The sequence below is a fragment of the Flavobacterium chungangense LMG 26729 genome, from assembly GCF_000735715.2.
Classification (GTDB): domain Bacteria; phylum Bacteroidota; class Bacteroidia; order Flavobacteriales; family Flavobacteriaceae; genus Flavobacterium; species Flavobacterium chungangense.
Map to the genome: position 1 here is coordinate 614,917 of NZ_JASY01000002.1, position 19,138 is coordinate 634,054.

General features: G+C 34.4%; 12 protein-coding genes. 6 read left to right on the forward strand and 6 right to left on the reverse strand.

The window, feature by feature from the left end:
• Positions 1-76: 76 nt before the first annotated feature.
• Positions 77-1,204 carry an AraC family transcriptional regulator gene (locus JE46_RS05845; RefSeq protein ID WP_031454325.1) on the forward strand — a complete coding sequence of 376 codons (1,128 nt, stop codon included), beginning with the start codon at positions 77-79 and terminating at the stop codon, positions 1,202-1,204.
• 83 nt (positions 1,205-1,287) lie between these two features.
• On the forward strand, positions 1,288-2,052 hold the full coding sequence (locus tag JE46_RS05850; protein ID WP_051872825.1) for a hypothetical protein: 765 nt from the start codon (positions 1,288-1,290) through the stop codon (positions 2,050-2,052).
• A 61-nt stretch (positions 2,053-2,113) separates the two neighbouring features.
• Here JE46_RS05850 and gldA read toward each other — a convergent pair whose 3' ends face one another.
• Positions 2,114-3,010 carry a gliding motility-associated ABC transporter ATP-binding subunit GldA gene (gene gldA, locus JE46_RS05855; protein ID WP_031454327.1) on the reverse strand — a complete coding sequence of 299 codons (897 nt, stop codon included), beginning with the start codon at positions 3,008-3,010 and terminating at the stop codon, positions 2,114-2,116.
• Between the two features lie 282 nt (positions 3,011-3,292).
• On the reverse strand, positions 3,293-5,611 hold the full coding sequence (gene metE, locus JE46_RS05860) for a 5-methyltetrahydropteroyltriglutamate--homocysteine S-methyltransferase (RefSeq protein WP_031454328.1): 2,319 nt from the start codon (positions 5,609-5,611) through the stop codon (positions 3,293-3,295).
• Positions 5,612-5,768: 157 nt separating this feature from the next.
• Between metE and JE46_RS05865 the strand changes: the two genes are divergently transcribed.
• Together JE46_RS05865 and JE46_RS05870 are read left to right on the forward strand one after the other, a co-directional pair.
• Positions 5,769-6,230: an Lrp/AsnC family transcriptional regulator gene (locus tag JE46_RS05865; RefSeq protein ID WP_031454329.1), complete on the forward strand. Its 462-nt coding sequence runs from the start codon at positions 5,769-5,771 to the stop codon at positions 6,228-6,230.
• An 86-nt stretch (positions 6,231-6,316) separates the two neighbouring features.
• The gene (locus JE46_RS05870) at positions 6,317-7,660 is read left to right on the forward strand and encodes a deoxyguanosinetriphosphate triphosphohydrolase (protein WP_031454330.1); all 1,344 of its coding nucleotides are present in this window, start codon (positions 6,317-6,319) and stop codon (positions 7,658-7,660) included.
• On the opposite strand, the gene JE46_RS05875 is transcribed toward JE46_RS05870, so the two are convergent.
• From JE46_RS05875 to JE46_RS05890, 4 genes are read right to left on the reverse strand one after another with little or no spacing between them, the layout of a single operon-like run.
• Positions 7,661-8,662 (reverse strand): DUF3078 domain-containing protein, encoded by a 1,002-nt coding sequence (locus JE46_RS05875; RefSeq protein ID WP_031454331.1) that lies wholly within the window; start codon positions 8,660-8,662, stop codon positions 7,661-7,663.
• Between the two features lie 41 nt (positions 8,663-8,703).
• The gene (locus JE46_RS05880) at positions 8,704-10,494 is read right to left on the reverse strand and encodes a 1-deoxy-D-xylulose-5-phosphate synthase (protein ID WP_031454332.1); all 1,791 of its coding nucleotides are present in this window, start codon (positions 10,492-10,494) and stop codon (positions 8,704-8,706) included.
• A gap of 54 nt (positions 10,495-10,548) precedes the next feature.
• Positions 10,549-11,241, reverse strand: coding sequence for a hypothetical protein (locus JE46_RS05885; protein ID WP_031454333.1), 693 nt, complete (start codon positions 11,239-11,241; stop codon positions 10,549-10,551).
• Complete coding sequence (locus tag JE46_RS05890; RefSeq protein ID WP_051872826.1) at positions 11,241-12,116, reverse strand: energy transducer TonB; 876 nt, start codon at positions 12,114-12,116, stop codon at positions 11,241-11,243. The genes JE46_RS05885 and JE46_RS05890 overlap by 1 nt, the downstream gene beginning before the upstream one ends.
• A 62-nt stretch (positions 12,117-12,178) precedes the next feature.
• On the opposite strand from JE46_RS05890, the gene JE46_RS05895 reads away from it, so the two are divergent.
• Positions 12,179-12,622 carry a nucleoside deaminase gene (locus JE46_RS05895; protein ID WP_031454335.1) on the forward strand — a complete coding sequence of 148 codons (444 nt, stop codon included), beginning with the start codon at positions 12,179-12,181 and terminating at the stop codon, positions 12,620-12,622.
• 763 nt (positions 12,623-13,385) lie between these two features.
• Positions 13,386-19,058, forward strand: coding sequence for an alpha-2-macroglobulin family protein (locus JE46_RS05905; RefSeq protein ID WP_031454337.1), 5,673 nt, complete (start codon positions 13,386-13,388; stop codon positions 19,056-19,058).
• Positions 19,059-19,138: the final 80 nt, after the last annotated feature.

Sequence of the window (19,138 nt, forward strand, 5' to 3'; positions counted from 1 at the left end):
TAAATTAATTAATTTAAACTTGAAATTTATATTCGTAATTTGTTAATCAAGAATTTAAAAAATAATAATTCTAAATATGATGAACTTTCCAACTCTGATGGGTATTACCTCTGGAGCAGCTTTTCTGCTTGGTTTTATACTTTTTTTAAATAATCGAAAAGTAAACGTCAAAGCCAATAAATACCTCGGATTATTTGTTATAACCTTGGGGTTTGCCATGTTGGAAATTCCGTTGTTTCATCAAAAATTTCATTTGCAGCATCCTTATGTTTTCGAAATGATAGGGTTGTCAAGATTTCTGACTGCTCCGTTGCTTTATATCAGTGTTCTCTATTTTACATCAATACATAAAAAATTTGAAAAGAAAATTTTATGGCACTTTTTACCTTTCGCCATTTTTACGATATTCAGTTTTCCCTTTTTTATCACCGGAAAAAATATCGAATTCAGTTATGAAACCGGCAGAATAGTATTTTTTGTTCTGCGAATTGCATTGCCTCTGCAGGCTCTTATTTATTGGTGTTTGTCTTTTGGCAGATTGCAGAAACATCTTAAACATCTGCAGCAGATTTCATCTTCAACAGAGAAAACAGATCTTATCTGGTTGAAATATTTTTTACTGATTTTGGTGTTAATAATATTGGTTTGGTTCAATCTGGTATTTTTTAACTTAGAGTACCTCATTCAGTTTACACCTTTCATTTATCTTTTGAGTGTCTTTTTTTTAGCCTATTTTTCTTTGCAGCAAAAAGAGATTTTCGATTTTAGCAAACCCGAATTAAATGAATTATCATCTGTTCAGTTATATAAAAAAGACAGTCCAAAAAGAGTGTCTGGCAACAGATTAAATGAATTAGATGAAAAATTAAGAATGCTTACAGAATCAGAAAAAATATATTTGGAAAATGATTTAAGTCTGCCCGTTTTGGCAAAAAGATTAGGAGCCAGCTGCAATGAAACCTCTTTTGTGATCAATGAATTGTATCAGGATAATTTCTATAATTTTATAAATAAATACCGTATTGAAGAGGCAAAAAAAATGCTGCTGTCTGATAAATATACTCAATTGAATGTTTTGGGAATTGCTTATGAATCCGGTTTTAATTCTAAAACAACTTTTAATACCACTTTTAAAAAACATACCGGAATGTCTCCAACAGAGTTTGTAAAATCAAATACGAATCTGATAAAAAAAGAAGCTTAATTACGTTCGAAAGGGTACATCGGAACATTTACTAGCTGAGTAATATTCAAATTTGCAGCATAGTAACTCAAATACCGATAACCATGTTAGAACATTCATCTTTAGAAATTCAAAATTCAATCTGGAAAAAATTTTTCACCACTTTAATTCTTGGACTCGAATTTTCCGCTTTATTGTTACTGCTCGGCAATGGGGGCAATATTCCCTGGTTTCCGCCTGTTTTGGTTTTTTCTTTAATTGGAATTTCATTGTTCGGTGTATTGTTTTTTCCTCTGATCTGGCATTTATTAGAAAAAAAACAAAAAATCAATTCAACAAAACTATATGGCATTTTGTACAGCGGCATTCGATATTGCATCGCTTTTAACATTGCTGCTTTTGGCTGGAAGAAGTTTTACGGGCTTCAGTTTATTGTTCCGTCAGAAATTGCAAATATGCCTATGAACCGACAGACAGGCGAGTGGCTAACCTGGTTTTATTTTGGGTATTCACATACTTTCGGAATCATAATAGCAATGATACAAATAGCGGGAGGATATTTATTGTTGTTTAGAAAGACCTTATTAATTGGAGCCATAATTTTGTTTTCTCTGCTTTTAAATCTGACCTTAATTAATATTTTTTACCATATGAATGCCGGTGCTTTATTACAATCGATATTGCTTACAATTGGTGTTTTATTTTTGATTGCCTTAGACTATAAAAAGCTTTTAGCGTTTTTTCTAAAGACAAAATCTAATTTACCTACATTAAACTTCAAAAATGAAATTTTGAAAAACATACTTCGGGTTTCCGCTATTATATTATCATTATTATTTACGATTTATCTGAAGTCATTGGTTAAATAAAAAAAGAAACTCGTTTTAAATATTTTAAAACGAGTTTCTTTGTTATCTGAAATAGAAAATATTATTTAGTGATTTCTCTAAATACAGCTTCCAGATTTTTATTTTTCTGATTCAATTGTAAAGTCTTCAATCCATTATCGTGCGCAAAATCAAAAACAGCCGGACGCATGTCTTTATCGGCTAAAAAAGTTAATTCCCATAAGCAATCATGTATGTTTTTAAATGATTTTAAATGTGGAATTGTAGCAATGACCTGTTCTTCAATTTTATAATCAAATTCAACTTCGATCACCTGCTCTTTGTCTGCTGAAATTAAATTGTCGAGTTTTTTATCCGCTACAATTTTTCCTTTGTCAATAATAATTACACGATCACAAATAGCTTCGACTTCCTGCATAATGTGAGTAGATAAAAATACGGTTTTATCTTTACCAACATTTTTGATCACATTTCGAATTTCAATCAATTGATTGGGATCCAGACCTGTAGTCGGCTCATCTAAAATCAAAACATCAGGATTGTGTAATAAGGCATTAGCAAGTCCTACACGCTGGCGGTATCCTTTAGATAACTGACTGATTTTTTTATGGCTTTCGGGTGTTAGTCCTGTCAGTTGAATTACTTCTTCAATTCTGGATTTGTCAACTTTATAAACATCAGCATTAAAAGCTAAATATTCGCGAATATATAAATCCAGATACAACGGATTGTGTTCTGGTAAATAGCCAATAGAGCGCTGTACTTCTTTGGCATTTGTCACGACATCATGACTATTTACAATAGCTGAGCCACTATCGGCAAGTAAATAAGTAGTCAAAATTTTCATCAAAGTAGATTTTCCGGCACCGTTTGGTCCCAAAAATCCTACGATCTCTCCTTTTTCAATTTTAAAAGAAATTTCATTTAAAGCTTTTTGCTCTCCGTAACTTTTTGATATGTTGTTTACTTCTATCGACATGACTTTTTATTTACTGCAAAAGTAAACAGAAATAGTTTTGATTGCTAAATATATTATGAAAACTAAAACTTGCTGATTTAGCCCCGGTAGAAGTGATATCCTTTTTATCCGCTTTTTTGCGGATGAAAAGATTTAACGGATAACGGGACAGGTGTTCTAACAATGAAAATATTCTGCTTCAAAAAAAAAGCCAACAAAGTGAAGCCGAAACGAATCATAACTACAAGAATCCGACTTCACTAGTTGACACTAAAAAACAAGAATTATCTAAAAAAATATTAATTAAACTGTTGTTTCTATGGCTGCTCTCATTTCCTGAGCGGCAGCAACCATTTCGATCAGCGCTTTTTTGGTTTCATCCCAGTGGCGTGTTTTAAGACCGCAATCCGGATTTACCCACAACTGATCTACGGGAATTACCGCCGAAGCTTTCTCTAATAATTTTACCATTTCTTCGCTTGACGGAACCCTTGGCGAGTGAATATCATAAACTCCCGGCCCAATTTCGTTTGGATATTTAAAGTTGGCGAAAGCATCTAAAAGTTCCATTTGAGAGCGGGAACATTCAATAGTGATAACGTCAGCGTCCATATCAGCAATGTTTTGAATGATGTCGTTAAATTCGCTGTAACACATGTGTGTGTGAATTTGCGTATCATCATTTACACCGGAAGCAGAAATTCTAAATGCTTTTACAGCCCAGTCTAAATAGGTTGCCCATTCTTCTTTTCGTAAAGGTAAACCTTCGCGAATGGCAGGTTCGTCAATTTGAATGATTTTGATTCCGGCTTTTTCCAAATCTACAACTTCATCACGAATCGCTAAAGCAATCTGTGTGCAGGTTTCAGAACGAGGCTGATCGTTACGTACAAATGACCATTGCAAAATTGTTACCGGCCCGGTCAACATTCCTTTTACCCATTTTGGAGTCAGGGATTGTGCGTATTGTGACCATTTTACAGTCATTGGATTTGGTCTTGAGACGTCTCCGTAAATAACGGGAGGTTTTACACAGCGGCTTCCGTAACTTTGTACCCAGCCGTTTTTCGTAAATGTAAATCCGGCTAATTGCTCTCCGAAATATTCGACCATATCGTTGCGTTCGAATTCTCCGTGCACTAAAACATCAATGCCGGTTTCTTCCTGAAAACGAATGGTAGCTTCAGTTTCTTTTTCGATTAAATCGTTGTATTGTTGGGTTGTTAATTCTCCTTTTTTGAATTTTGCTCTCCAGCTTCTCACTTCAGCGGTCTGAGGGAAAGAACCAATTGTAGTGGTTGGAAATAAAGGCAGGTTTAAAGCTTCAATCTGGCTTTTTCTTCTTGTTTCAAAAGTACTTTTGCGTTTGTCATCAGAGGCTGTGATTTTGGCAACACGGGCTTTTACTTCATTATTATGAATTAATTTTGAAGTTTTACGGTTTTCGTTTGCCACAACATTTCTTTCGTAATCCGCTGAAAACTTAACATCTGTTTCTTTTGAAGCGAATTGTTTCAATACTACAATTTCGTTGATTTTTTGTTTTGCGAAAGCCAGCCATTGTTTGATTTCCGGAGTTAATGTCTGATTGTTTGTTTCTAAGTCCAAATCGCAAGGACTGTGAATTAAAGAGCAGGATGGAGCAACTAAAATCCTGTTTTCTCCCAATACAGCCGTTGCTTTTTGGATTAATTCTAACGATTTTGTGAAATCATTTTTCCAGATATTTCTTCCGTCAACAACTCCCAAAGACAAGTTTACGTTTGAAGTCAGTTTTCCGGATTCTAAAATATCATCTAACTGAGATGGACAACGAACTAAATCCAAATGGAAAGTATCAACAGGCAAAGCTAAAGCCGTTTCTAAATTTTCTCCGAAACAGTCGAAATAATTCGCTAAAATAACTTTAAGTTTTGGGAAACGTTTGTTGATTTCGTTATACGTTTTTGTGAAAGCACTTCTGTCTTTATCCGTTAAATTTAAAGCTAAAAAAGGCTCGTCGAATTGAATATATTCAGCATTTTCTGATTGTAATTTCTCCAGGATTTCAAAATAAACCGGAAGTAAATTATCCAGAAGATCAATTCGGTTAAAACCTTCTTCTTTTTCTTTTCCTAATAACAAATAAGAAACAGGCCCGATTAAAACAGGTTTTGTTTTAATTCCGATAGCATTTGCTTCTTTGAATTCATTGCTTATTTTTTCTGAAAACAATTCGAATTTTTGGTTTTTTGTAAATTCAGGAACGATATAATGGTAATTGGTATCGAACCATTTTGTCATTTCCATCGCCACAACATCCTGTCCTTCTTTTTGCGCTCCTCTCGCCATTGCAAAATACAAATCAAGTGATGAATTTGATTTGGCGAATTCATAGTAACGTTCCGGAATGGCGCCAACTGTCAAAGTTAAATCCAGGACCTGATCGTAAAAAGAAAAATCATTAGACGGAATCAGATCAACTCCTGCATCTGATTGTAATTTCCAGTTTTTAATACGGATTTCTTTTCCGGCATCCATCAGTTCGTCAGCCGAAATTTTTTCTGCCCAATACAATTCAGAGGCTTTTTTCAGTTCTCTTTTACTTCCAATTCGAGGGTAACCTAAGTTATTTGTTTTCATTTCGATTTCAGCTTTTTTTACTGTACAAATTTATTGTATTAGATTTTATAACTTATATTTGTAGTATATTTCAGTAAAATAGACTTTTAAAATTGTCTTTTAAAGTTTAAATTACTGTTGGTTTCTTTAAAATGAACTTTTAGCCGTAAAAAAAACTATGGAAAACCTGGATAAAACAGATTTGCTTATTCTGAAACACCTTCAGGAGAACTCAAATATTAACACAAAAGATCTAGCCAGTAAATTATTTTTGACAGTAACGCCGGTTTATGAACGAATAAAAAGGTTAGAACGTGATGGTTATATCACGAAATATGTGGCTTTACTGGATAAGAAAAAAATGAACCGGGGGATGACTGTTTTTTGCAATGTTCGCCTGAAAGAGCATGCAAAAAATGTAGGAAGCAATTTTGTGAAAGATATTGTTGCACTTCCGGAAATTATAGAATGTTATAATATCGCCGGAGATTATGATTTTATGCTGAAAATATTAGTAAAGGATATGGCTAGTTATCAGGATTTTGTGATGAATAAATTGTCAACTATTGAAAACATAGGAAATACGAATAGTATTTTTGTAATGGGAGAAATTAAACATAGTACGGCACTTGAGTTTTAATCCTTATAAAATCGTAAAATAAAATGTATTTTTGATTCTTCTAAATCATAAAATCTAAAATCGTTAATCGACAATCTAATATCATAATGAACTGGGAACAACTTTTATCACTAAAACGCCAAGGCGATACTACCAAAAGATTACGTGTAGAACAAGATGATACACGATTAGGTTTTGAAGTTGATTATGACCGAATCATATTTTCGGCTGCTTTTAGATCTTTGCAGGATAAGACTCAGGTGATTCCGCTTTCTAAAACAGATTTTGTACATACCAGATTAACGCATAGTTTAGAGGTTTCGGTTGTAGGGCGTTCGTTGGGACGCCTGGTTGGAAAAAAAATCATCGAAAAATATCCTTATCTAAAAGAAGTTCACGGTTATCATATGAACGATTTCGGAGCTATTGTTGCAGCAGCTTCGTTGGCACATGATATAGGGAATCCTCCTTTTGGACATTCTGGTGAAAAAGCGATTGGAGAATATTTTTCTATCGGAAACGGATTAAAATACAAGGATAAATTAACGGCTAAACAGTGGCAGGATCTTATTGATTTTGAAGGAAATGCCAATGGATTTTCAGTACTTACGGCAAGCCGTCCGGGAATTGAGGGCGGACTGAGAATTTCGTATGCGACTTTAGGCGCTTTTATGAAATATCCTAAAGAAAGTCTTCCAAAAAAACCAACCAGCAATATAGCAGATAAAAAATATGGTTTCTTTCAGTCCGATAAATTATTCTTTCAGGAAGTTGCTGATGATATGGGGATGATCGCCAATAAGGAACAAGGAGACATTGGTTTTGAAAGACATCCTTTAGCATATTTAGTTGAAGCTGCTGATGATATCTGCTATACGATTATCGATTTTGAAGACGGAATAAATCTTGGTTTAGTTTCTGAAGATTATGCTTTGGAATACCTTATCAAACTTGTAAAAGATAATATTGGAGTTGATAAATACAATTTGTTAGAAACAAAAGAAGACCGAATCAGTTATCTGCGCGCTTTGGCTATTGGCGCTTTGATTAATGATGCTGTAGATGTTTTTATTGAAAATGAAGAAGCAATTCTCGCCGGAAATTTTCCTTTTGCCTTAACAGATAAAAGCAAATACAAAGCACAGATGAATGATATTATCAAATTGAGTGTTGATAAAATCTATCAAAGCCGTGAAGTTATCGAGAAAGAGATTGTAGGCTATCAAATCATCCAGACTTTGCTGGATAAATTTATAACTGCTTTTAACAACAAATATGAAGGAACTGCTTCAAACTACGATAAGCTGATTTTGAAAATGCTGCCGGAAAAGCATCATTTAGAAAAAGGTAATTTATATGAGCGTTTACTTCATATTTGTCATTTTGTTTCTCTTTTGACAGATGGAAATGCTTTGGAATTATTTGAAACGATTAACGGGCGTAAAAACTAATTAAAAAGCATATACAAGACCAACACCCAGAACCTGTCTTAGCTGGGCTCTTGGTCCGTCATCTACCTGTGATTTTGAACCGGAAACTGGATCAACAACTTCTTTTTTTGTTTTAATATCATCGTCATAAATGATGTGGACACCAATATTTGCTTTTACGTATGCATTAACAACAAGATCCAGACGTGTATCGTAATCTAAATCTACATTTCCAAAACGATTTAAATAATCCGTATATAAAGTCAGCCTGTTTTCGTAAAAAATGTTTTTGTAAATCTCATTTTTCATATATCCCGTAAATAAGATACCAAATTCAGCTTTTACTTTTTGACCTTCTTCAATTAAAATTTCATTATCCGGATCAAGCGGGTCAGTAGCATAAACTGCTTTTTTAACACCAAAGGCTCCCTGATTTGCTAAATCCTGATCGAGTACCAAAGTAGTTTTTAATGTGATTGGAGAGAAATAAAAGGTTCTGTTTTTTTTCTTGTTAGAATTCTCAGCTCCGGCTCCCAGAAAGATATATGCGGGTGCAAAAGGTTTAGAGATCGCTACATCCCTGTTGGGATATCTGTAACCATTGGTGAATTGAGTATTGAAATTGAATTTACCAGAATAAAACCAATTTGAAACGGTATCTTTTCTAAAACCATACGTAGAGTTAAACTGGATAGCGTCATCTGTTTTTCTCAGTTCAGTACCATCTTGTTTATTCATACCATATTTTACAATAAGTTCATTAAACCATTTATGATTATCTTTTGTATATGTTCTGGTAAATTCGCCTTTAAACAACCCTGAAATAGAACTCGTTCCCCCCGCACTCCAGTTGACAAATGCAATTTCTGAAATGTCAAAACCAAGCTTGTTTTTTTTGCTCCAATTAGAAGGTGGCGGCGGCACCTGGCCAGGATCCAATGTAGTTCGGATGATACTCTGAGCAAAATTATTGGTAGTAAATAAAAAAAACAATAATAAAAGGGTCGATCGGAATAATTTCATTAGGGTAAGCTTTTGATTTTTTTTTTGGCGCTGCAAAATACTTATTTTTCAATGTTGGAAAAAAGATTTACTAAACTTTTAACGTCAATTTTGCAAAAATGTTGTTGCTCAATTACTGTGCCATGTTCAATAAAAATGTCCGGAATCCCTAAATTTTCTATTTTTTTTGTAAAATTATTTGCTGATGCATATTCTAAAACCGCATTTCCAAAACCACCAATTTTTGCCCCGTCTTCAATAGTGATTATTTGGTCGAAAGAAATTAAGATTTTGTCTAATAAATCATTGTCTAAAGGTTTTATAAAAGGAAAATCGTAATGAGCGATAGTTTCTGGATTACCTAATTCATTTATGGCAGCAATTACATTGTTTCCGATAGCTCCTGTAGATAAAACAGCTGTTTTTGTTCCGGATTTTAAACAACTTGCTTTGCCCAAAGGAATATTTTGATAATTTTTGAAGTTTTCTGTTTCCCATTTTGGTAAAACGCCACGGCCTCTCGGATAACGAATAGCAATTGGATGGTTTAAAGGGACAGACTGAACTGTATATAAAATATTCTGAAGCGCAATTTCGTTGATTGGAGCATAAATAATCATATTTGGAATAGTTCTTAGATAAGCAATATCAAAGATACCATGATGCGTTGCTCCGTCTTCACCAACCAAACCGGCCCTGTCCAGGCAAAAAATAACCGGTAAATTTTGTAGGGCAACATCATGAATAACCTGATCGTAGGCACGCTGTAAAAAAGTCGAATAAATATTGCAGTACACAATCATACCCTGAGTTGCCATTCCGGCCGCCAATGTAACGGCATGCTGTTCTGCAATTCCAACGTCAAAGGCACGATCGGGCAGTTCATCCATCATAAATTTCAAGGAGCTTCCTGATGGCATTGCAGGTGTGATTCCGATGATTTTTTTGTTCTTTTTAGCTAAATCTAAAAGGGTTAAACCAAAGACATCCTGATATTTTGGGGGTAAATTTTCTTCTGATTTTAAATGAATTTCTCCAGTCGAAGCATCGAATTTTCCGGGAGCATGATATTTTACCTGATTTTCCTCTGCTTGCTGCAGACCCTTTCCTTTTGTGGTAACGATATGTAGAAACTTTGGTCCTTTTATCTTTTTTAAACGATTTAATTCTTTGATTAAAGTTGGAAGATCGTGTCCGTCAATGGGACCTGAATAATCAAAATTTAAAGATTTGATGATATTATTCTGTTTTGGATTTTTTCCGTTTTTAACTGCAGTCAGATATTTTTTTAAAGCTCCCACACTCGGATCAATTCCGATAGCGTTGTCGTTTAAAATGACTAGAATATTAGCGTCAGTAACTCCGGCATGGTTTAATCCTTCAAATGCCATTCCGCTTGCAATTGAAGCATCGCCAATTACAGCAATATGTTCTTTGCTGAAATCTCCTTTTAATTTAGAAGCAATCGCCATTCCGAGTGCTGCAGATATTGATGTTGATGAATGCCCAACACCAAAAGCGTCATAAACACTTTCCGCTCTTTTTGGAAAACCTGAAACGCCTCCAAGCTGTCTGTTGGTGTGAAAATTTTCTCGTCTTTCGGTCAGGATTTTATGTCCATAAGCCTGATGTCCAACATCCCAAACCAATAAATCTTCGGGAGTATTAAAGACATAATGCAGAGCAATTGTAAGTTCTACAACTCCCAGACTTGCTCCCAAATGTCCTTCTTTTACTGAGACAACATCAATAATAAACTGACGCAGTTCATGGGCAACCTGAGCCAGCTGCTCCTCTTTTAAAAGACGTAAATCGGTAGGATTGTATATGTTGGAAAGTAAATTGCTTTTCATTATTGAGATAAAAAGCAAATTTACGGTTTTAAATTTAATTTTTTTGACAGAGTCTTATTTCAATAAAATAGGAACAGAATACTGCATTCTGATTTTTTTTCCGTTAAATTCGCCAGGCTGCCATTTAGGGCATAAATTCAAAACCCTGATAATTTCTTTTTCAAGAGGTTCTTCAACCGCAGGAGAACATTCAAGAAACGATACAGTACCATTTTTTTCTACTGCAAATGCAAGTGTGAAATTGAGTTTCCAATAACTTACGCCTTCCGGTTTTTTATATTCTTTCATAAAAAAACTATGGAATTGATCAATCCCGCCCGGGAATTCTGCATTTTTATTAAGAGGAACTTCCGGATTGGTTAAGGATTCCTTTTTTGAAGTACTGTTTTTTTTGTTTTTTTCAGGACTGGTAATATTTTCTTCCGGTTTTACAGATTTTACCTGATTTGCCTTTTTTGGCGATGAAATAACTTCTTCATTATTGAGTTCAATATTTTTTTCTGGATGTTCAGGGTTATCTTCTTTTGAGAGATGAGAGGAATCAGGAATCTCTTCTGATTTGTTGATTACATCTTTTTCTGCATCAACAACTTTAATTTCGCTATTTTGTTTTTTGTTGTCTTTATCGGTACAACTAAATAAAGTTGTTCCTATGATAATAAACAAAGCCTGTAAAAATATTTTAGAGTAATATTTCAGCATTATTTTGTTTTGTTTTTCTCGAATAGTTGTTTGTTTTCTTTCCATTATTGAAATGACATGGGTAAACTATATTTGATTCGTGTTTTTTTGCCATTTTGTTCTCCTGGCTGCCATTTGGGAGAAAGTTTTAAAACACGTGATATTTCTGCTTCTACTTTTGAGTCAATGTTTCTTGGGAATTCAAATGATGACAAAGAGCCGTCTTTTTCTATTACGAACGAAACTATAATTCGTCCTTTTGGATTTTCAGCTTCGTTAGGAAGTTTTAATTCGTTTACTAAAAACTGATAAAAGTTATTAATTCCACCCGGATAGTCTGCTTTTGTTTCAATAACAGCTCCTGTAATGTAAGTATCTCCTTGTACAGTAGATTCCTGTACTGATGCTTTGCAATCAGGAGTAGAAGAACTATTAATTTTGGCATCGCTTATTTTAGTTTTTCCTTTTACAAATTTTACGTTATCTGTTTTTGGAGGAGGAGGAGGTGGAGGTACAAAATTATTATTCTCCTTTATTTTAATATCCCCAACTTGTATAGGTTCTGTTTTCGAAGTCTTAACGATTTCAATTTTATCAATTTTCTTTTTATCTCCATTTTTATCGGTACAACTAAACAAAGTTGTACCCATAGCAATAAACAATGCCAGTAAGAATATTTTGTGATAATGATTTTGGGAATATAATATTTGACTTGGAATCTGAATTATTACATTGTCTAATTGCGTTTTTTTAAATCTTCCGCAAATTTTATTGCCTTGATTTTGAATAAAAAAAAGCTGAATTTCTTCAGGAAGCATCGATGTAAAATCAACAACAGTTTTAGAGCAGCTTACACAAAATCTTCCCTTGTCTTTAGGAGTCATTTTATCCCAGTTTTCATGGCACGGTTCCGGAATTGAGATTTTGTATTGTTTGTCCATAAATTAGAATTTCAAAAAATAAATGTAATAAAAATTACTAACTAAAAATGTATTTTTGTTTCATGATAAATCCTTTCACCGACGAATATTTTATGAAAAAAGCTTTGCAGGAAGCTGAAATGGCCTATGCAAAAGGTGAAATTCCTGTTGGAGCTGTCATTGTTGTGGCTAATAAAGTAATTGCAAGCAGTCATAATTTAACGGAATTACTAAATGATGTTACAGCTCACGCCGAAATGCAATCCATAACGGCAGCAGCAAATTTTTTGGGTGGAAAATATTTAAAAGATTGTACTTTATATGTGACCCTTGAGCCTTGCCAAATGTGCGCCGGAGCTTTGTATTGGAGTCAGATTTCGAAAATCGTTTTTGGAGCCCGTGATGAACAACGTGGTTTTATAGTTATGGGAACAAAATTACATCCTAAAACTACCGTCGTTTCCGGAATTATGGCAAATGAAGCTGCTGATTTAATGAAACGGTTTTTTCTGGAAAGAAGAAAATAGTTTTAGAATAAGTACATCATATAAAGACATACGAAAATCATAAATGAATTAAAACAGATTATATTATAAAACGTGTTTTCTGAGAAGCCTTTTTTTGAAATAAGTATTTTTAAACTTATTCCTATTGAAAAAAGCAGAACAAGACAAAAATAAAACAAGATACCGTTGATGCTTAAACTGCTGGAAAGTAGGTTGGTGTAGTTTTTTGTCTTTGATTTAACCTCTGTTATCGATTTAAATAATAAGGAAGTTTTGATCTCAATATTACTGTCTTCAATGTATTCCTTTGCTGTTGAGAATGTAAATCCCTTTTGTGTAAAATAATGATAAGAAACTTTTTGTTTGGATTTTCCGGTAGTTTGAACACTGTAATGAGTTATTACATCAGTGGTTTTTGAAACAGGTAAAACATAATAATCTATGAAACCAAGCAAAATAAAAAATACTACTGCACCCATAAGGTATATAATGACATTTTTATTTTTTATAATAAATTCATTTTCAGTAGAATATATGTTTGATTGGGCTGTCATTTTTTATTTTATTAAGCGTTGTGAAATATAGTATTTTTAATGATTCATTTTGTTTAAACTTCAGGGAAAAAAATAATTTCACTTAGCGAATTTTCCTCTTAAAATATCTCAGAAAATATTTTACATTTACTACAATATAATTAGCATTTTGCTTGTTATGGTTTTAATAATAAAATGTTAAAACGTTCTGTCATTTCTTAAAATTCGTAACCCATAAACTCTAAATAAAAGTGAAAGCAAAAGGATTAGTTCTCGTGTTTTGTGTGTTTTTTATTTTTCAATCTTGCGGCAGAAAATCAGCAGCCGATTTCAATTCTGATTTTTCATTATTTAAAGAGTATATAGTCAGTTTCACAGGTGGAATAGTCTCGGCAGAATCTGATATTAGGGTGGTTTTGGCTTTTGATAAAAAAGAATGGAAGGCCAATCAGATTTTAGACAGCGATTTGTTTGATATTTATCCGAGTGTCGATGGAAAAGTTGTGGCACTTTCGACTAATACAATTGCTTTTATCCCTGAAAAGAAGCTTAAACCCGGAACAGAATATCAGGTAACTTTAAAGTTGGATAAACTCATCGCACTTCCGAAAGAGAAAGAAAAAGTGCTTTCTGAATTCAATTTTACTGTTAAAACTATTAAACAGGACTTTACGATCAATACGGCCGATATTCAATCATATAGCAAAGAATATCAATACCTGAACTGCGTTCTGAAAACAGCAGATGATATTGATATTGAAACGGCCAAAAAATTAGTTGAAGCAAAACAGAAAGGAAACAATCTTAAAATTAAGTTTGAGAAAAAATCGGGTTCAGCAAAAGAATTCCACTTTATAATTGATAGTATTCAGCGTTATTCTGAAGCCACAAATCTGGAAATCCTATATGATGGAGATGATTTTGATATTGATCAGAAAGGTCAAATCGATGTACCGATCACCAGTGTAAACGAATTTAAAATCGTAAAGGTTGAAGTTCCTGATGGTGGCAATCAATCTGTTTTAATTAACTTTTCTGAACCCTTAGAAAAAGGACAGGATTTTGCGGGCTTGGTTTCGATTCAGAATACCAATAATCTGAAATTTTCAACTCAGGGAAATGTATTGAAAGTTTATTTTAGCAATGAAAAAGCGGTTGTTAAAAAAGAACCCCCTGTACCAATAGCGGTAGAAGATTCAGTAGTTTCTATTGTAGATTCATCGACAGTGATTGTAGATACCGCTGTAGCTGTTGTTGAAAGTCCAGTAGAAGTAGTGCAGGAGGAAGCAGCCGAGCCGGAACAAATTTTGGCCGGAAATTTGGTGATTGAAGTTTTTCAGGGAATTGAAAGCCAGTATGGCAAAAAAATGGATTCGAATTACACGGAGAAAATTTCTTTTGACCAAATAAAGCCAAGTGTTCGTTTCATTAAAAACGGAACTATTTTGCCAAGTTCCAATAATTTAAAACTGAATTTTGAAGCAGTAAACTTAAGTGCTGTTGATGTAAAAGTCTATAAAATTTACAAGAATAATATTCTGCAGTTTCTTCAGTACAATGAATTAAACGGCAGTCAAAATCTCAAGAAAGTAGCCCAGCCTGTAGCTAAAACAACGCTGAATTTAAGTGAAAGTAAATTGGTAAATCCAGGTAAATGGAACACTTTTGCTTTGGATTTATCTAAAATCATTACACCGGAGCCAGGAGCAATTTACAGAGTAGAATTCGTTTATAAAAAGAAGTATTCTTTATACAAATGCGAATCTTCAGATGCAGATCAAAATGAAGAAGAAGAGGAGGAAGTTGATGAGAACGACGTAAACTATAGCGGAAACTCATATGACGATTATTATTATGACGATTACGAATGGAGAGAAAGTCAGGATCCGTGTTCAGGGTCCTATTATTATTATGCCAAAATCGCTACAAATATCCTGGCGACAGATTTGGGCGTAATTGCAAAAAGAGGCGAAAATAAATCGTATTTATTTGCTGTAAATAATATTGTAACGACAGAACCAGTTTCGAACGCAAGAGTGGATTTGTATAATTATCAACAGCAAAAAATTGGTACAGGAGCCACCAGCAGTGAAGGAATTGCTTCTTTCCAGCTGGATAAATTCGCTTATTTTGCAATTGTATCTTTAGGTGATCAGTCGACTTACGTAAAACTGGACGATGGACTTTCTTTGTCTGTCAGTAATTTTGATGTTGCCGGTGAAACCTTGCAAAAAGGCTTAAAAGGTTATATTTATGGAGAACGAGGCGTTTGGCGTCCGGGAGATAATTTGTATTTGTCTTTTATTTTTAATGATGCTTCAAATAAACTTCCGAAGTCGCACCCCATTAAATTCAGATTGAATGATCCGAACGGAAAAACAGTTTATCAGACCATTCAAAAAACAAATGAACTAAATCATTATGCTTTTACGGTTCCAACAAGTCAGGAGGCACCAACAGGTAATTGGGAAGCTATGGTGAGTGTTGGCGGTGCTAAATTTTATAAAAGTATCAAAATTGAAACGATCAAGCCAAATCGGTTGAAAATTAAAAATAATTTCTCAAGAAAAACACTTTCGTCCTCTTATCCAAACACGAGCAATCTTGCAGTTACCTGGCTTCACGGTGCAATTGCTAAAAATCTGAATGTAGAAATGCAGGCGAAATTTTCTCAGCAAACCACCACTTTCAAAGAATATGAGAAATTTAGTTTTGATGATTTAGTGCGTCAGTTCAGTACAGAAGAAATTAATGTTTTCTCCGGAAAATTGAATGAAAACGGAAAAGCATCAGTAAACATTGAACCAAAATTACAAGGTCAGGCACCGGGAATGCTTCGCGCTTCGTTCATCACAAAAGTCTATGAAGAAGGAGGAGATTTTAGTACCGATGTAATTTCGACGACTTATTCGCCATACAAAACCTATGTCGGAATTAAATCGCCAGAACCGAATAAATACGGAATGCTGGAAACCAGAACTAACAATCGTTTTGATATTGTGACGGTTGATGAAAATGGAAGACCAAAATCAGTACGAAATCTGGAAGTTAAGGTTTATAAAGTTGAATGGCGCTGGTGGTGGGATGCTTCGAGCGATAATTTGTCTAATTATAATTCTTCGAATGCAACAACATCTTATAAAACATTTATAGTTAATACAGATTCAAGTGGAAGAGGAAGTATTCAGTTTTCATTAACCGATGAAGAATGGGGACGCTACTTGATTCGTGTTTCAGATAATACAGACGGTCATGCGACTGCTTTAACAGTAAATATCGACTGGCCAATTTGGTCTGGGAAAACACGCAACAGAGATGCTTCTACAGCCAATATGTTGGTTTTTTCTACAGATAAAAAGAATTATGCAGTAGGCGAAAAAGCACAAATATCTTTTCCGTCCAGTGAAGGCGGACGCGCTTTGATTTCTATCGAAAACGGATCAAAAGTGGTTCAGACCATTTGGGCTAAAACACAAAAAGGAGAAACAAAAGTGGAAGTTCCAATAACTTCGGCAATGGCTCCAAATGTGTATTTTAATATCACATTATTACAACCTCATGCTTCAACAAAAAACGATTCGCCAATTCGTATGTACGGAATTGTTCCGATTGAAGTGGTGGATAAAAATACCATTTTGCTACCAACATTATCAATGCCTGATGTTTTAAAACCAGAGCAGGCGTTTACGGTAAAAGTGGGTGAAAAAACCGGAAAGGAAATGACCTATACTATCGCAGTTGTGGATGAAGGTCTTTTGGATTTGACCCGTTTTAAAACACCAAATGCCTGGGATAGTTTTTATGTTCGTGAAGCTTTAGGCGTTAAAACCTGGGATATTTATGATGATGTAATTGGAGCGTATGGCGGAAAAATAAACCAGATTTTCAGTATTGGTGGAGATCAGGATTTAGGTGGTGGAAAAGCTAAAAAAGCCAATCGTTTTAAACCCGTGGTGCTTTATTATGGTCCATTTAAATTAGATAAAGGCCAAACCAAATCACATCAATTAAAATTACCAAAATATATTGGTTCTGTTCGGACTATGGTGGTTGCGGGCGATGCCAATACAAGTGCTTACGGAAGTGTTGAAAAAGCAACTCCGGTTAAAAGCCCGTTGATGGTTTTAGCTTCGTTGCCAAGAAAAATATCGCCTTCAGAAAAAGTGACAATTCCGGTTACTGTTTTTGCAACAGAGAATAACATTAAAAATGTTTCGATTCAGATTAAAACGAGCAATGGTTTAAAAGTTATGGGAAGTGCGACACAGTCTTTAACTTTTGCTTCGCCTGATGAAAAAATGACCTATTTTAATTTAGTTGTAGGTGCTACTACCGGAATTGCCAAAGTTCAGGTTGTTGCCACTTCAGGAAAAGAGAAATCGGTTTATGATGTTGAAATTGATATGACGAACCCGAATCCGGTTACGAATACTTTTACCGATGTGATTCTGCCTCCAAACAGTACCAAAACGATTTCATGGAAAACCTTTGGAGTTTCAGGAAGCAATAAAGCACGATTGGAAGTATCGTCAATACCAACGATGAATTTGAATGGAAGATTGCAATATCTTATTCAATATCCTCATGGATGTGTAGAGCAAACGACTTCATCCGTTTTTCCACAATTGTATTTGAATGATGTTGTTGATTTAGATGCAACCCGAAAAGGAATTATTCAAAAGAATATTACAGCCGGAATTGCAAGATTAGGAAGTTTCCAATTGTCAAATGGAGGTGTAGCTTACTGGCAAGGACATACAATTGCAGATGATTGGGGAACTTCATACGCCGGACATTTTCTGATTGAAGCAGAGAAAAAAGGCTATGTGTTGCCAATTAATTTCAAGTCAAAATGGATTTCCTATCAACAACGCGAAGCAAAACAATGGCGTTTTGAACCAAAATACGGAAATGATCTGGCTCAGTCATACAGATTGTACACTTTGGCTCTGGCCGGAAATGCAGATTTATCTTCAATGAACAGATTAAGAGAAACCAAAGGAATCTCTAACGAAAGTAAGCTTCGTTTAGCTGCTGCGTATGTTTTGGCTGGACAAAAATCGGCTGGATTGAATTTGTTTTTACATAGTAAAATTGAAGACGAATCGAGTAATTATAATTATTACTACTATGGTTCAAGTGAAAGGAACAGAGCAATGGCTTTAGAAACAATGCTGCTTTTGGGGCAAAAACAAAAAGCATTTGCAATGGCTTCAAAATTAGCCAAACAAATGTCAAACAATCAATGGATGAGCACTCAGACTACAGCTTATTGCTTGTATGCGATGTCAAAATTCGCGGTTAGTAACGGTCCAAAAGGAATCAATATTCAGTTTAGCAAAAACGGAAAAGGCGAAACGATAAACTCTAAAAAAACGGTTGCAGACAGAAGTTTGATTGTTCAAACGGGTGCTAATAGCGTAACGTTGAAAAACATTAAAAATAATACGGTTTATGTTCGTGTTTTGAACACCGGAATATTACCAATCGGACAGGAGAAACCAATTCAGAGTGATGTTTCGGCTTCTATTGTTTTCAAAAACAGAAAAGGAAGCGTTATCAATGTTTCAAGAATTAGTCAGGGAACTGAATTTATTGCTGAAGTGACGATAAGAAATCAAAGAAATGAACATGTTGAAAATGTAGCATTATCTCAAATTCTGCCTTCTGGATTTGAAATTGTAAATACACGTTTTACCGATTATGGTGACGCAACAAATAACATGGCAGATTATATTGATATTCGGGACGACAGGACTAATTTTTATTTTGGAATGAAAGCCGGAGAAACAAAAGTCTTCCGAATTTTACTGAATGCTTCTTATTTGGGGAATTATTATTTACCGGGATTACAATGTGAAGCGATGTATGATAATACGTTTTTGGCCAGAACAAAAGGATTCTGGGTTGAGGTGGTGAAGTAGTTTTGCGAGTCCTATACGTGTATCCTAACAGGTTTATAAAACCTGTTAGGTATTACAATGGGTTTTTAATATTAGAATAA